Source organism: Anaerobacillus alkalidiazotrophicus (genome assembly GCF_001866055.1).
Genome location: NZ_MLQS01000022.1, coordinates 1 through 15748 on the forward strand (window position 1 = coordinate 1; position 15748 = coordinate 15748).

Genomic DNA, 15748 nt, shown 5'->3' on the forward strand with positions numbered 1-15748 from the left:
GTGGAGCCAGTCTTCGGATTTTTGAAGGCTAATTTGCGTTTCACTCGAATGTCTGTGAGGAGCAAAGAGAAAGTAGAAAATGAATTAGGCTTCGCGTTTATGGCGGTGAACTTAAGAAAGTACACCGCCATAAACGCGAACGGAACTAATGGTCATGAAAATAATCCAATCGAAAAAAGGTTCCGATCATCAAATACAATAATCGGAACCTTTTTTCTTTATTTTTGGCTAGTTATGTCCCAGCCTCTTAGCTTTGCTTTTTCAACAAAGTGTTATATGGTTACTGTAGAGATATCAATATGTTTCCAATCTGGCTGAACTGACTTTATACATAATAATCTGATATGAAAATATAAAATAAAGTGTAAACTTTTGCACTTTATTTTTTATTTAACTTTTTTAGCATGTACAACTAACCTAGCATCTTCAAAATCGTAATCACATGTTGAAAGTGTCATAATTTGATCACCTACCATGACTTCGATATCTGTTTCAAAAAGAGACCTTTTTACAATACTATCTAAAAATAATTGATAATCACTATTTGTAGAAAAATCAGTTTCAATATAATAAAAGTCTGTATTTGTAACGTAAACAGAAAAAATTTCCCACTCGGTTTGTTCGTACAAATTATGGTATTCTATAACCCTAAACTTATTAAAAAAATATTCGTCTTTGAAGTTAATTAGTTCTTTGAACATACTACCATCTTTCATATTATGCCCATAAAGGATTGTATGAATATCATCGTTCACTCTTGAATTTCTAAAATCCATAAAGATGGAGCCAGCTCTAGCTTTACGTTTATTAACATTTCGATCTAAATAAAAGTCATTATCCTCACCCTTTACAACTGGATAATCAATGACAGTACCTGGAATTGTAATCCAGCCCACAATATCTTGATTAACTTCATCTAAAAGGAATTGAAATTTTTCTGTTATGACCTTTTCAACTTCTACTACTATATCATCTTCAATAGTTTTTTGTTCTTTAATTGGTCTAGTCATTTCGACATTATTATGGGCACTAACAGTACTTACTTGTGTTCGTAACTCATCATACATTTTGTTATTTCGATTACTTTCTAGTAAATAATCGGATACTATAAATATGGAAATACTAAGTAATATAACCCACGCAGCTGTTAAAAGCTTTTTCATCGATATTCCCCTTACTTTTAAAACTAATATTTGTGTCTAAGACAAATGAAAGGCGAGGTTTCAAGATTTAAACTCCCCAGAATATCACGTCGAAGTGGGGAAAGCCGCCTAAAAAAAACCTAGATTGTGACGATAATACATCATGCGCCTATTGTATGTACATATTACTTAAGACTTTCACTAATTAAAGGAAAGTCTTAGGCTTTGATTAAAAGATTAGTTCTTTCTCAAGCGTAATGAATAAGTCGCACCAGCTAATGACAAAAATGCTATAGCGATATAAAACATCGAGAAAGTATCACCAGTTTTTGGATTTGCTATTTTTTCTGTTTGGTTTGAAGTGTTAGTTTCTTTTGTTTCATTAGTTTCTGTTTGTTTTGTAGTTGTATTATTTTCAGGTGTAGGTGTACTTGAAGCAACGTGCTCTACAGTCTCACCATCTAATTTTTCTAAAGTACTTTGGTCAAAAACTAATTTGAAATCAACTCTCATGTTATTGTTAGCTGCAATATGAGTTTCAATAATAGCCGGTTCGTTAACATCAAATATTTCGAATTTGTATGTTGTTTTATCAGTTTCATTAATTATGTCAAGAAACGGTACAAAATCACCAGCACTGTTTTTCACACTAGCATCTGTTAGTGGGTTTGTAAAAGTTACATAAGCATAAATTTTTTCATCGACAAACTCCCAAATAGCGGGATTCAATAGACTTTGGCCCATCATAGAAGGGTTACCATTATCAGTACGTACAGCATCAATTTTAATTGAATATTTACCACTTTTTTCAGAAGTGTCTATAGGAGTAGTTTCAGTTTGATTACCGTTATTTTGGTGTTCATTGTTGTTAGGTTGTTCGTTATCATTTTGTTGTTCTTCCTCTACCGAAGTACTTTGATCATCTTGTACCTCTTCCTCTGATGGTGGTAGTTCAGCAGTTTTTACTAAAGTATCTGTTAAGAAAACTAGGTTAAAACTTACATCCATTCCAGGTGGATTTTGATGATATTTTAAAACTGTTGGAGCTTCAATAGTAGCTACTTTAAATTTGTAAGTATTCGTGTCTATTGTTTCAGCAGGTGTTTCACTAACTCCAACACGTAAATTTGTAAGTGGAACAGTGGTAGAAAGTGTAACTTCTATATCATTGTTCTGTACTTCAAGTTGTACTGGATTTACTAAACGACCATTTGCAGTTGAATAATCACCAGTTACAGTATGCCTTCCTTCAACCTGAATAGTATATATTCCATTTTCGAAACTAGAAGCTGCAATACCATTAGCCATCGTTACGACAAATAAAAATATAGTAACCGCTAAAAATAGAATTTTTTTCATATATTTTCTCCATTCCCTATTAAGTTTAAAAAGGAACCCTACGTTTATTAGATTTATAGGGTTCTTTTGAAAAAGTAGTAATTTAGTTGTAACTTAAATCAATAGTAAAATTAGCCCTCATTCCGAACAGCTTTTCTTTTATTAACAACAACTGTTGCCACTAAAAGTAACGACATTACTAAACCTAAACTTGATAAAGTAGAGAAAATAGTATCGCTTGTTTGAGGGTTTGAAGCTGTTGCAGCGCTTGAGCTTGAGCTTGATACATCATCAGAGATTTTCTTTAACGTGTCTTTTTTGAAAACAATACGATACTCAACATCAATACCGACTGCTGCTACGTGAGTGCCGATAATAATTGGAGCGTCAAGATTAGCTAGCTTAAATTTATATGTTCTTTGATCACCGTTTTCCTTAGTAATTTCTGCAGGCACCATATTTCCAGCGTTATTTTCATATTTTACAGGACTTCCTGAGATCGTGATGAATGCTACGATATTTCCATTATTAACTTCTAATTTAGCAGGTTTAATTAAAGACCCCATAGTATCAGCAGCAGATAGTTTATCTTCTGTAATATGTAGTCCATCGTATGAAATTTCATAAGTACCATCTTCAAGAACAGAAGCTGCACCTGTCCCAACGAAAGCTGAAAAAACAAAAATAACTGTTAGTAAACTAGCTAATAACTTTTTAACATTCGATTTCATCAATAATTCCTCCATTTGTTTAGTATTAAAATATAACGATAATAATGACTGAAAACTCTAAATTTAAAAATCCCCCCTAAACTAAATTTAAATTTTTTGAAGTTTAGTTGATGAAGAGCCCCCCTTGAACTCGGTAAAAGTATTAAAAGTAGTTTATGTACAAAAACCGAGTACTTGAAAATGATAATTATTCTCAACTCGAAAATTAGAATAGCAAAGTGATATTCATTTAGTCAATATATTTTTAATAAATATTTTTCAAATCATTTTAAACTAAGCCAAAATAATATAAATAGTAGATTAGCCTTATCAGCTAAAAATAATTTATTTAAATCTATAAAATTGAATTGTGATTGAATGAAATAATCTAGATGAAATGAACGAAGTTCTAATTTTAGAAAAGAGTAAAGGGAGTATTTTCTAGAAGAAACTTTTCTGAGTTGTTAATGACAAAGAAAATCATTTTCAATTGAAAATTGATGCAAATTATATCATATATACTCAATAAAAAACGTGGTTTTTATTACATTTTTGAAAAAGATTTTAAATGTAATTAGCTGTTGACAGATAAACATTTTTGAATATATGATTTAACCAAATGATAATGATAACTATTTTCAACTAAGAAAAAATTAGAAATTGATAACAGGAGGATTTTTATGTTTAAAGTTAGTAGTAATTTTAGCACGGTTAGTAAAATAACAATTTCATTTTTACTATTATTATCTTTGTTTGTATTACTAGTAGGTTGTGACAAACAAGATAGTTTAGCAGATTCAGGTAAAACGGAAATAAACGATACTGATCAAACAAATGAGGTAGAAGAAAATAATGAAGGTAATGAAGAAGTAGAACAAACAAGTAATTTTCCACTAACAATATTTGATTTAGCAAATCGTCAAGTTACTTTTGAACAATTACCAGAGAGAATTGTGACTGTTATTCCAGCTGATATGGAAATTATATATGCGCTTGGTGGAGAAGTAGTTGGGCGCCCACAAAGTAGTTCAGGAATTGTGAGGCCACCAGAAGCAGAAGTTGCAGAGGATATTGGTTTTCCGAAGGGGATTAATTTTGAAAAAATTGCAGCGTTACAAGCGGATATGTTTATTGGTCATACGCGTTTAAATTTAGATGACGTACCGACTTTAGAATCTTTAGGACTTAATGTTGTCTTAACTCAAGGTGATAGTTTAGAAGACATTATTAGTTTAATTAAAATGTATGGTGACCTATTAGATCGAAATTTAGAGGCTGAAGCATTAATTAATGATATTGAAAATACAGTCGAGGAAATTTTAGCTGCTAAACGTGAAAATCCAGTTAGGGTTTTAGTTTTATTTGGTACTCAAGATGAAACAATGGCCGCGCTGCCACAATCATTATCAGGTAACCTTTTTGAACTAGCGGGTGCTGAGAATGTAGCTAAAGATTTACCTAGGTTAGATATGTATCCAACGTATGCACAGTTAAGCTTAGAGCGAATTTTAGAGGCAAATCCAGATGCGATTTATTTTATGGCTCACGGTGATGCAAAAGCGGCTTTACAGCAATTTCAAACACAAATGTCACAAAATCCAGCTTGGAATAACTTGGATGCAGTAAAAAATGAAAACATAATCGTATTACCACATGAGTTGTTTGGAACAAATCCAGGTCCGAGAATTGTTGATGCATTGCAGTTTTTGAAAGATAGTTTAGATAGTTTGGAGTATTAAGATGAATATATTATTTGCTCTTTTAAAACCAGTACCATCTAAAGAACCTAGTGAAAATAAAATGGAGCAAGGTGATCCGAGGAAAAAAAAACGATGGATAGTTTTAATTACTGCAATTTCTTTAGTAGTTTTATCGATTATTTACGGATTAATTACTGGTGCAGTATCCATTTCAGTTAGTGATGTTTGGAAGGCGCTCTTTGGGAGTGAAGAGGGTTTGTATTCACAAATCGTCTATGATCTTCGCTTACCAAGGGTATTAACAGGATTATTAGTTGGAGCAAGTTTAGCGACTGCAGGTGCTTTATTACAAGGTGTTATGAGAAACCCTTTGGCTGATCCGGGAATTGTTGGGGTTTCAGCAGGTGCAGGACTAGTGGCGGTTATCATGATGATTTTATTTCCATTGCATTTGCATCTTTTACCGTTAGGTGCATTTATCGGAGCGCTTACAACAACGCTTGTAATTTATGTGTTAGCTAATACAGGGAGCGGTGGCTCTCCTTATAAAATCATTTTAGCGGGTATTGCCGTTAACTCTTTATTAGGTGCAGCTATGACTGCTGTGATGGTTTTATATAGTGATCGTGTTCAAGCTGTTTTACCGTGGCTTGCCGGTGGGTTAGGTGGAAGAAGCTGGCCTCATTTTTCGATTATTTTCCCTTATGCAACGATAGGTTTAATACTCGCATTTTTTGCAATAAGGCATGCTAATTTACTTTTATTAGGTGATGAAGTAGCAAAACTTTTAGGGCATAACGTTGAAAAAAGTCGACTTTTCTTAATTATTTTAAGTGCCTTTTTAGCGGGAGCAGCTGTAAGTGTTGCGGGTTTAATTGGGTTTGTTGGATTAGTTGTCCCGCATATTGCAAGGATGTTAGTTGGGAATGATTATAAATTCCTCTTACCGATCTCAGCATTAGGTGGTGCTTTTTTAGTCGTGTTTGCTGATACGGCAGCTAGAAGTTGGTTTGACCCTGTTGAATTGCCTGTAGGTATTTTGTTGGCATTTTTAGGTGCACCTTTCTTCTTATACTTACTCCATAGAGGGGGAATAAAAGTTGGGAAATGATGTATTAGTAGCAGAACATTTAGACTTATTTCGGTCATCGACTTTTTCAATTAACGATGTTTCATTTCAGTTAAAAAAAGGTGAAATTGTCAGTATTATCGGCGCAAACGGTTCGGGTAAATCAACAGTTTTACGACTTTTAACGAAATTAATCAATCCAAACAATGGTTGTGTTTATTTAGAAGGCAAAAAAATTGCTGAAATGTCACAAAAGACAATTGCACAAAAATTAACAATGCTACCGCAAGTTCATGATCATCATCTTGATTTAACTGTTTATGATCTCATTAAATATGGAAGAAATCCATTCCAAAAGTGGTATGAAGGTGCGAGTGCTGAAGATAAGGACATAATTGAGTTTGCCATTTCGGCAACGAACCTAGAACATTTGAGATATCGACCGCTACATTCGCTTTCAGGTGGAGAAAGGCAGCGCGCCTGGATTGCGATGTCGCTTGCGCAAACACCAAATATTTTACTACTTGATGAACCGACCACGTATTTAGATATATCACATCAGTTAGAAGTGATGGAATTAGTAAAAAGACTAAATGAAGAAAACGGCATCACGATTGTGATGGTTTTGCATGATTTAAATCAAGCTGCAAAGTATAGTCATCGTCTAATCGCAATGAAAAGTGGCAGTATTGTCCGTCAAGGTTCACCTAAAGAAATCTTTTGTTGTGACTTTTTTGAAGAAATATTTGGGATTGATGTCAGTATATATCATGATGAAGGTACACCGTTTTTTATACCAAAATGCTCTGTAGCAAAGCAAAAATGTAAAGTAATAGCAAGATAAAAATTTAAACTTCTGGAGGTTACACCTATGAGTATAAAACAGAACATTTATCCATTTACGGCCCTTGTAGGTCAAGAAAATATGAAAAAAGCATTAATTTTAAATGTAATAAACCCAGCCCTCGGTGGCGTTCTTATTCGCGGTGAAAAAGGAACCGCTAAATCAACGGCAGTAAGAGCTTTAGCAGATTTACTTGAATCATTAAAAGTTGTTGACTTACCAATTAGTGCAACAGAAGATCAAGTAGTTGGATCACTTAACATTGAAGAAGCAATTAAAACCGGAGAAAAGAAGTTTGAACCTGGTTTATTAGCAAAAGCCCATAAAAATATTCTTTATATTGATGAAATCAATTTATTAGACGATCATATTGTCGATGTATTACTCGATGCAGCGGCGATGGGCGTTAATACAGTTGAGCGAGAAGGAATCTCTTATTCTCACCCAGCAAAATTTGTGCTAGTAGGGACAATGAATCCGGAAGAAGGAGATTTACGGCCGCAATTATTAGACCGTTTTGCTTTATCAGTTGAAGTAATCGGTGAACAAAATCCGAAAGACCGTGTTGAAGTTGTAAAGCGTAGACTTGCTTTTGAAAAAGATCCAGAAAGCTTTGTTACAGGATACGAGGAAGCACAGCAATTATTAGCTGAACAAATTATCCACGCTCAAAAAGTCATTCATGATGTAGTCGTTACAGATGAAACGTTAGAAATAGCAGCAAAGATTTCAATTAAGTTAGATATTGATGGTCACCGTGCGGATTTAATGATGATTAAAACAGCAATGACAATCGCAGCTTTTGAAGGAAGATTACAAGTTGAAAAAAATGACTTACTAAAGGCTGCGACCCTCGTTCTTCCACATCGCTTAAGAAGAACTCCATTTGAGGATTACAATCAAGGTTGGAGTGACATTGAGAAGCTCGTGAACGAAGAGTGCTTAGTGTAATGGAGGTTTAACATGGAACAGCGATATGTGTACCCGTTTTCAGCAATCATCGGTCAAGCACGTATAAAAAAAGCTCTATTGATGAACGTAGTTAATCCGAAAATTGGCGGTGTATTGATTACTGGAGAACGAGGAACAGCCAAATCAACAATGGTAAGAGCATTAGGTGATCTTCTTCAACAAACAAAGGTCGTCGACTTGCCACTAAACGTTACTGAAGAAATGGTTGTTGGAACAATCAAACTAGATAAAGCTATTAAAGAAGGAGTTAAAGAGCTTGAAGAAGGTCTTTTAGCGAAAGTGGATGGTCATATTCTTTATATTGATGAAGTTAACCTCTTGAGTGATGGAATTACAAAAATCATTTTAGATGCCGCATCATCAGGGATAAACCGAGTTGAAAGAGAAGGTATTTCCTTTATTCATTCTTCTAAGTTCACATTAGTCGGGACAATGAACCCTGAAGAAGGTCAGCTATCGCCACAGTTTTTAGACCGCTTCGGACTTTATGTAACGGTTAAAGGAGAAGAAGATTTACAATCAAGAGTTGAGATTATTAAAAGACGTTTACAATATGAAGAAGATCCAAAGAAATTTTACTTATCATACGAAAAAGAAAATAAGCTTTTACGTGAAAAAATTGCTAAGGCAAAACAGCTAATTGAGTCAATTACTGTTCCTGATGGAATGATTGATTTATGTGCTAGTATTGCCCTTCAAGCAAATTGTTCAGGGCATCGTGCTGACTTATATTTAATCGAAGCAGCTAAGGCGATTGCAGCACTAAATGAACAAAATTCTGTTTCAGTAAAACATATCGAGGAAGCTGCTCAATATGTCATCGTTCATCGAATGCGTGAGAAGCCAGAAAATCAACAAGAACAACAAGAAGAGCAAAACAATAACGAAAATCAACACGAAGAAGATCATGATCAACCAAATAATCCTAGTCAAGAAAATCAGCAAAATGACAACAATGATCGAGATAGTATGGATGAACTACCACCAACTGAACCACCACAAGATCAAGAAGATAATCAACTTCCTCAAGATAAAGAGTCGGTTTCAGATATTGGCGAACAATTTAAATTAAATAAAATTATCGCTTCTGAGAAAGATCGCCAAATTCGCAAAGGAAGCGGTAAAAGAAGTAAAACACGCTCAGGAACAAAACAAGGGCGCTTCGTTAAAGCGGCAATTTCAAGTGGCAAAGTGACTGATCTTGCATTTGTTGCAACAATTAGAGCAGCAGCTCCTTTTCAAAAATTAAGAAAAAGTAATGGAAATGTGATTACAATTACCGATGCTGATTTACGTAAAAAAGTTCGCGAAAAAAGAATCGGTAATACATTGCTGTTTGTCGTTGATGCTAGTGGATCAATGGGAGCGCAACAACGTATGAAAGCAGTTAAAGGTGCTACGTTATCAATTTTAAATGATGCTTATCAAAAACGTGATTCTGTTGGGATGATTGCTTTTAGAAAAGATACTGCCGAGCTCATTTTAGATATTACTAGAAGTGTCGATTTAGCACAGAGAAAATTAAGAGAACTGCCGACAGGTGGAAAAACTCCGCTTGCACACGGTCTCTTCTTAGGTTATGAACGTTTAAGAAAAGCGTTAATTAAAGATCAAGAAATTCTTCCAATATTAATTGTCGTTACTGACGGTAAAGCAAACCATGGTATGAATGGAACAGACCCTGTTAAAGAAGCTCTTGATATTGCACAACATATTGCTGCAACAGGAGTACAGTCTTTAGTCATTGACATTGAAAACAATTTTATTAATTTAGGTATCGCAAAAGAAATCGCTAAAGCATTAAATGCTGATTACTACAAATTAGATGAATTAAAATCAGACAATATTGTTAGTGCGGTTAAAGCTATTTTATAACGGGGGTGGGACAGAATCTCGCCCTTGTCCCTTTAAATTAAAAGAAAGTAGGATGGCATGAATGAAAATTACGATTATTTCAAATTCAAGTGCAGCGATGTCAGACTTAACTGCTGTTTTAAGAGAAATGGACGAACAAAATAAACGTGTGTTTTCTTTTAACCTTTTTGATACGTTTAGAGAATATAATGAAACAGAATTACAAGAACTGAAACAAGCTATTGTTGAAGCAGAATTTTTATTTTTAGATATGCATGCAGCTAGTAAGGAATTAGTACAAAGAGTTGTTGAATTTTCAACGGGTGTTACAAGCTACATAATTCCGATTGGCGGTGGCCCGAACCGGCAGTTTCATATGCTAAAAAACTTAAAGGATGATAGCCACGTTGAATTAATCCAAGATTATTGGCGCTTTACAGGTAAGGAAAATATTACAAACTTCTTATACTTTTTAGGAAGAGCTTATGGAGATTTGAAATTTTTACCTGAAGCAAATCCACCACAAACGTTAGAGCCTACCGGAATTTTTGACCCCAATACAAAAACACCGTATGCGACGTTTGAAGATTATGCAGATGCGGTAAATTTTGATAAAACGAAGCCTACGGTTGCATTACTTTTTACCGGGTTTAGCTTTCCGTTAAGAACAATCGATATGGTTGAATTAATCGCTGAACGTATTAAACCATTTGCAAATGTGATTCCTGTAGCAACGACATCGTTAGGGAATTTAGATATTGAAAAACTTCGGTCGTTTTTAAACAATAGTGAAGAAACAAAAGCGAATTTGTTAATGAACTTTTTACCATTCCGATTAGGCATGGGTCCTATGGGCGGCGGCGGTGTAAAACCGATCATCGATTTTCTAGAAGAGCTTAACATCCCATTGTTTCATGCTTTCTTTATGTCAAGTAGTACACAAGAAAACTGGGAACAGTCTGTTCAAGGATTAGCTCCGTCAGAATACTTACTCAATGTGATGCTTCCTGAGCTAGATGGAAGTATTGAAACAATTCCAATTGCAGCGCTTGAAAATTTAAAAGCTGATGAGGAATATGGAATTAAATTTAAACGATTAGCACTAATTGAGGAACGAGTTGAAGAAGTGCTTAATCGTATGAAAAATTGGTTGAATCTGCAAAGAAAGCAAAATAGCGAAAAGAAAGTAGCGATTATTTGTTACAACTACCCGCCAGGCGAAGGCGGCCTTTTCGGAGCTTCGTACTTAGATACATTTGAATCGGTAGCAAATATCTTAGGGTCATTGAAAAAAGAAGGCTATCAAGTTAACGACTTTACGGCTGACGAATTAATGGAAAAGTTTACGGCAGGAAAGCTTGTTAACTCTGGGAAATGGTCTGGAGATACTCCTAGCGATGATTTCATTCGTTATGATTCTAAAGCTCATGAAATTGCAATGCAAAATAAAGGATGGGCTGATGAGCTTGAAGAGCAATGGGGTAAATCGCCTGGAACTGTTATGACTGATGGAAAAGACTTTTTAATCCCAGGAATTATTTCAGATAATATATTCCTTGGCTTACAACCAACACGTGGAGTTCATGAAAACCCAGAAAAAGCGTATCATGATCGCTCTATTTTACCTCATCACCAGTATTTTGCTTACTATCAATGGTTAAAAGATGAGTTTGAAGCTGATGTGATTATTCATGTCGGTGCTCACGGTACGTTAGAGTTTATGAAGGGGAAAGAAGTAGCGATGTCAGGTGATTGCTTGCCAGATTATCTAGTTTCTGATCTTCCGCATTTATATATTTACTATTCTGGTAACCCTTCAGAAGCGATGATTGCTAAACGTCGTTCACATGCGGTTTTAGTAAGTTATCAGTCTACACCATTTATGGAATCTGATTTATATGGTGATCTAGTAAAATTAGAGAGCTTAATGAGTGAACATGCGGAGACTGAGTTAAGTGGATTAAGACGAAGTGATGATTTATTAGCTACTATTATGGATGAAGCGAAAAAGCTTAATTTTAATTGTGAAGATCTTGAAGAAATTGAACATGAATTATATCGTATGAAACGCTCGTTAATACCAAAAGGTCTGCATTTATTTGGAGAAGGCTATTCTCATGAGGCAGCCGTTCAATATATGAAGTTTGTTTTACGCTATGACCGAGATAATTGCAAATCACTAAGAAGAATTTTAGCGGAGAATAAACAATTAGAGTATGATCAATTGCTAGATACTAATGAAAGTAGAATTTTGGCACAGTTAGATAAAGAAGCGAGTGAATTGGTAGACTTTTATGTTTCGACTCTTACTATTCCAAGTGATCATTTCAATACAGAAGAAGGAAATGAGGACTGCTTAAAAGCACTACAGTTCGGTTATCAGGCACTCGAAGCAAGTAAAAATTGTATGGAACTACCAGGTTTACTAAGAGCTCTAGACGGAAAATATTTACCTGTCCGTTTAGCAGGTGACATGGTAAAACAGCCTGAAGTATTCCCGACAGGCTATAATCTTTATCAATTTGATCCTACTCAAGTACCAACAAAGTCAGCGGTAGCAACAGGTGAGAATATCGGTAAACAAACGGTCGATCAATATTTAGCTAAACATCATAAATACCCACAAAGCATTGGTGTTATATTATGGGGCTTAGAAACATCTCGGACACAAGGAGAAACGATCGGTCAAATTTTATATTATTTAGGAGTTCGTGTAATTCAAGGCCGTGGCATGTTTGCACCGACATATGAAGTAATTCCAATGGCAGAGTTAAACAGACCTCGTTTAGATATTATTATTAACATTAGTGGTTTCTTTAGAGATATGTTCCCGAACTTAATGGAAGAATTACACCGTATCTTTAAAATGGTTGCAAAATTAGACGAGTCTGATGAGGAAAACTACTTTAAAGCTAATTGTAAAAAAGTTTATGAGCAGTTAATTTCACAAGGCTATTCACATGAAGACGCCCAAGATCTTTCATATGCTAGAATTTTCGGTCCAGTCGAAGGAGCTTATGCGACGAAGCTAACAACAGTGATTGAAACGAAAAACTGGGAAACAGAAGATCAACTAGGTGATACGTATAGTAACGGAATGCAGCACGTATATAGCTCTAGGTATCGAGGCGTACCGATGAAAGATCTACTTAATACCCACTTATCGGCAATCGAAATTGTAAGCCAAGTAAGAAGTAACCATGAATTAGAAGTAACTGACTTGGATCATTATTATGAGTTCTTTGGCGGTATGGCTAAATCAGCAGAAATGGCTAGTGGTGGTAAAAAAGCGGAAATTTATATAAGTGATACGACTGGTGAAAAGGCTGAAACAGAAAGTGCTGAACATTCCATTAATCGTGGGGTAAGAACAAGAGTGTTAAATCCGAAATGGATCGATGGAATGCTAGAACATAAATATCATGGTGTTCAGCATATGGTTGAACGTTTCCAAAATGTCCTTGGCTTAGCAGCTACGACAAACAAAGTAGAAAATTGGGTGTTTAGTAGCATGCACGAGACGTATGTAGCCGATCAAGAGCTAAAAGAAAGACTAAAAGAGAATAATAAATGGGCTTATTATGACATGGTTGAAATTTTACTAGAATGCAACCAAAGAGGATATTGGGAAGCTACGGAAGAAGAGCTACAACAACTAAAAGAAACGTATTTAGAGTTAGAAGGTAGCATCGAAGAAAAAATTGGTGAACTAACTTAATAAATAGGGTTGTAAAACATCGCTAGGATAATATAAGTAAGAAGATTGTAAAGCCGCGCTTATAGTAGAAATACTGGCGCGGTTTTTCTAATAAGAAAAACTAATGCTTTCACTATTTAAGAATAAGCGACAAGCCAAGCGATAGATTAGGAGCATGTATATGAATGAATATTCTATAGTAGTAAAAAATTTGTCAAAAAGCTTTAAAAATATTCATGCCGTAAAAAATATTAGTTTTCAAGTTGAAAAAGGCGGCTGTTTTGGTTTATTAGGTTCGAACGGTGCAGGGAAATCAACAACGATCAAAATGATGACTTCACTACTATCAATTGATTCAGGCGAAATTGAAATTTGTAGTAACAATATAAAAACACAACCGCTGGCTATACGAAAATTGATCGGTTATGTACCACAATCTTTGTCAGTCGATGGTACGTTAACCGCATATGAAAACTTAATGTTATTTTCAAAGTTATACGGAATTTCAAAAAAGTATCGTAAAGACCGGATCACTCAAATAGTAAAAATGTTTGATTTAGAAGAGGTAGCAAATAGACAAGTAAAAACTTTTTCGGGGGGAATGGTAAGACGCTTAGAAATTGGTCAAGCGATTTTACATAACCCTGAAGTATTATTTTTAGACGAACCCACTGTCGGGCTAGATCCAGTTGCTAGAAAAAATGTCTGGCATCACATTGAACAATTAAGAACTAACTATAATATGACAATCATTTTGACAACACATTACATGGACGAAGCTGAGTCTATGTGTTCGAACATTGCAATCATGAGCCAAGGGGAGATCGTTGTTAATGGAACGTTAGCACAATTAAAAGAAAAAATCGGAAATAACGACGCCAGTATGGATGATATTTATACCCATTTTGCTGGTAATTCGCAAATGAAAGGGGAATTAAAGGATGTCACAGCAACTAGACGTATGGCACAAAGACTTGGTTAAAGATAAAAATCCTATATTAAAGTTTTGGTCTGAAGTATTTGCGATTGTTGAATTAGAATGGAAAAAAATCAGAAAAGAACCGATTGAAATTGTCTTACGAGCGATTCAGCCTATTCTTTGGCTTGTCCTATTCGGTCAAGTATTTAGTCAAATAAGAGGTATTCCAACTAACGGAGCAACATACATTGAATTTTTAACACCAGGTATTTTAGCACAATCGATTACATTTCTTTCAATTTTTTACGGATTAAATATTTTATTAGATCGAGATTCTGGGTTAATGCAAAAATATTTTTCTTCACCCATCTATCGATCCGCATTTATTTTAGGGAAAATGTTTTCGGCATCACTTCGGGCTTTAGGACAATTAGTAATAATCATCGTTATTGCACTAGTGCTAGGTGTTAACCTCGATTTAACAATTGTAACTATCATTGGAGTTATTTTTACAGTTATTTTAGGTTCAGCATTTTTTGCCGGTTTATCAATTTTTATTGCCTGTCATATTCGTTCAAGAGAAGGGCTAATGGGGTTTGGACAATTAATTACGATGCCATTATTTTTTGCTTCAAACGCCCTGTATCCAATTTCGATCATGCCCGGTTGGCTACAAGAAATCGCAATTGTCAATCCAATGAGCTATACTGTAGATGCATTACGAGGCTTTTTGCTTACAACACATACACCAACTATTATCTTAGATTTCGGTATCTTATTGTGTGCTGTTATATTAATCCTTTTTGCAAGCACAAAAGTTTACCCGAAAATCCTAAATTAGGTAGCTAGAACTATGTGAAGAAAACACAAACAGAAAGGCCCGTGTGGCCTTTCTGTTTCACTTTACCTGTATCAATTGGTAAGTTATCATCGTAATGATCTCCGTGAAAGTGATGAAGTTGCGGTTCACTAAATAAAGTGATCACAGTGTGGTACGATTTTATGTCCACAATCGTTACCTTACTTATTTTAACCACTGCAATGAAAAAATAAAATAAAACATTTAATGCTTAAACTGAATTGAAAATGACAAAATTAATAAGCAACAATATTTAACGAAAATGCTAAAACCTAAAAAGATTATTCTGTAATGGAAATTCTTAATTGAATGAAATTCGTATTTAAACATTAATAATCGGCTATGATATATAGTGAGATAATAATGGAGGTGAAAAGATAATGGCAAAAGATGTATTATGCGAAGTTAGCAACTGTACGTACTGGGCAAATGGTAATAAGTGTGCTGCAGAATCTATTTATGTAGTAAGTCATAAGGGAAAAGAAGCTTCAAAGCAAGAAGAAACGGATTGTAAAACATTTGAACCAGGAATGTAATAGTTGATAAAAATGGGTAGTTGAAGCGCTACCCATTTTTTTATGTTTATTATTGATAATATTTTTCAATTGTATACATGCTTTACAAAAAAATTTAAAAGTATACTT

The 15748-nt window shown here is 34.6% G+C and carries 13 protein-coding genes; 10 read left to right on the forward strand and 3 right to left on the reverse strand.

Annotated elements, in window-relative coordinates:
• Window positions 1-318 (forward strand): transposase (locus BKP45_RS23055; protein ID WP_245747515.1); only part of this gene is annotated, 318 nt, incomplete at its 5' end.
• A gap of 68 nt (window positions 319-386) precedes the next feature.
• Here the strand turns inward: BKP45_RS23055 and srtB are convergent.
• The 3 genes from srtB to BKP45_RS14355 all read right to left on the reverse strand — a co-directional run bounded on the left by srtB (window position 387) and on the right by BKP45_RS14355 (window position 3211).
• On the reverse strand, window positions 387-1163 hold the full coding sequence (gene srtB, locus BKP45_RS14345) for a class B sortase (RefSeq protein ID WP_084787972.1): 777 nt from the start codon (window positions 1161-1163) through the stop codon (window positions 387-389).
• A gap of 216 nt (window positions 1164-1379) precedes the next feature.
• On the reverse strand, window positions 1380-2501 hold the full coding sequence (locus BKP45_RS14350; RefSeq protein WP_071390386.1) for an NEAT domain-containing protein: 1122 nt from the start codon (window positions 2499-2501) through the stop codon (window positions 1380-1382).
• A 110-nt stretch (window positions 2502-2611) separates the two neighbouring features.
• A complete protein-coding gene (locus BKP45_RS14355) occupies window positions 2612-3211 on the reverse strand; it encodes an NEAT domain-containing protein (protein WP_071390387.1) in 600 nt (199 codons plus the stop codon).
• 659 nt (window positions 3212-3870) lie between these two features.
• Between BKP45_RS14355 and BKP45_RS14360 the strand changes: the two genes are divergently transcribed.
• The 9 genes from BKP45_RS14360 (at window position 3871) to BKP45_RS14400 (ending at window position 15640) form a co-directional block, all read left to right on the forward strand.
• The gene (locus tag BKP45_RS14360; RefSeq protein WP_084787976.1) at window positions 3871-4929 is read left to right on the forward strand and encodes an ABC transporter substrate-binding protein; all 1059 of its coding nucleotides are present in this window, start codon (window positions 3871-3873) and stop codon (window positions 4927-4929) included.
• 1 nt (window position 4930) lies between these two features.
• Entirely contained in the window at window positions 4931-6001 is a 1071-nt protein-coding gene (locus BKP45_RS14365) for a FecCD family ABC transporter permease (protein WP_071390388.1), read from the forward strand.
• Between the two features lie 49 nt (window positions 6002-6050).
• Window positions 6051-6803, forward strand: a complete 753-nt coding sequence (locus BKP45_RS14370) for an ABC transporter ATP-binding protein (RefSeq protein ID WP_071390409.1) — start codon at window positions 6051-6053, stop codon at window positions 6801-6803.
• Window positions 6804-6830: 27 nt separating this feature from the next.
• Complete coding sequence (locus BKP45_RS14375) at window positions 6831-7754, forward strand: ATP-binding protein (protein WP_071390389.1); 924 nt, start codon at window positions 6831-6833, stop codon at window positions 7752-7754.
• Between the two features lie 12 nt (window positions 7755-7766).
• On the forward strand, window positions 7767-9650 hold the full coding sequence (locus BKP45_RS14380; RefSeq protein ID WP_071390390.1) for a magnesium chelatase subunit D family protein: 1884 nt from the start codon (window positions 7767-7769) through the stop codon (window positions 9648-9650).
• Between the two features lie 61 nt (window positions 9651-9711).
• The gene (locus tag BKP45_RS14385; protein WP_071390391.1) at window positions 9712-13347 is read left to right on the forward strand and encodes a cobaltochelatase subunit CobN; all 3636 of its coding nucleotides are present in this window, start codon (window positions 9712-9714) and stop codon (window positions 13345-13347) included.
• Window positions 13348-13507: 160 nt separating this feature from the next.
• Window positions 13508-14308 carry an ABC transporter ATP-binding protein gene (locus tag BKP45_RS14390; protein WP_071390392.1) on the forward strand — a complete coding sequence of 267 codons (801 nt, stop codon included), beginning with the start codon at window positions 13508-13510 and terminating at the stop codon, window positions 14306-14308.
• A complete protein-coding gene (locus tag BKP45_RS14395; protein ID WP_071390393.1) occupies window positions 14268-15086 on the forward strand; it encodes an ABC transporter permease in 819 nt (272 codons plus the stop codon). The genes BKP45_RS14390 and BKP45_RS14395 overlap by 41 nt, the downstream gene beginning before the upstream one ends.
• A gap of 398 nt (window positions 15087-15484) precedes the next feature.
• Window positions 15485-15640 carry a DUF1540 domain-containing protein gene (locus tag BKP45_RS14400; RefSeq protein ID WP_071390394.1) on the forward strand — a complete coding sequence of 52 codons (156 nt, stop codon included), beginning with the start codon at window positions 15485-15487 and terminating at the stop codon, window positions 15638-15640.
• The last annotated feature ends 108 nt before the right edge of the window (window positions 15641-15748 follow it).

Bases quoted from the DNA above. Each gene is read 5' to 3' on its own strand.
- BKP45_RS14380 (WP_071390390.1), top strand. From the start codon at position 7,767: ATGGAACAGCGATATGTGTACCCGTTTTCAGCAATCATCGGTCAAGCA.
- BKP45_RS14400 (WP_071390394.1), top strand. From the start codon at position 15,485: ATGGCAAAAGATGTATTATGCGAAGTTAGCAACTGTACGTACTGGGCA.
- BKP45_RS14355 (WP_071390387.1), bottom strand. From the start codon at position 3,211: ATGAAATCGAATGTTAAAAAGTTATTAGCTAGTTTACTAACAGTTATT.
- BKP45_RS14390 (WP_071390392.1), top strand. From the start codon at position 13,508: ATGAATGAATATTCTATAGTAGTAAAAAATTTGTCAAAAAGCTTTAAA.
- BKP45_RS14385 (WP_071390391.1), top strand. From the start codon at position 9,712: ATGAAAATTACGATTATTTCAAATTCAAGTGCAGCGATGTCAGACTTA.
- BKP45_RS14350 (WP_071390386.1), bottom strand. From the start codon at position 2,501: ATGAAAAAAATTCTATTTTTAGCGGTTACTATATTTTTATTTGTCGTA.
- BKP45_RS14360 (WP_084787976.1), top strand. From the start codon at position 3,871: ATGTTTAAAGTTAGTAGTAATTTTAGCACGGTTAGTAAAATAACAATT.
- BKP45_RS14375 (WP_071390389.1), top strand. From the start codon at position 6,831: ATGAGTATAAAACAGAACATTTATCCATTTACGGCCCTTGTAGGTCAA.
- BKP45_RS14395 (WP_071390393.1), top strand. From the start codon at position 14,268: ATGTCACAGCAACTAGACGTATGGCACAAAGACTTGGTTAAAGATAAA.
- srtB (WP_084787972.1), bottom strand. From the start codon at position 1,163: ATGAAAAAGCTTTTAACAGCTGCGTGGGTTATATTACTTAGTATTTCC.
- BKP45_RS14365 (WP_071390388.1), top strand. From the start codon at position 4,931: ATGAATATATTATTTGCTCTTTTAAAACCAGTACCATCTAAAGAACCT.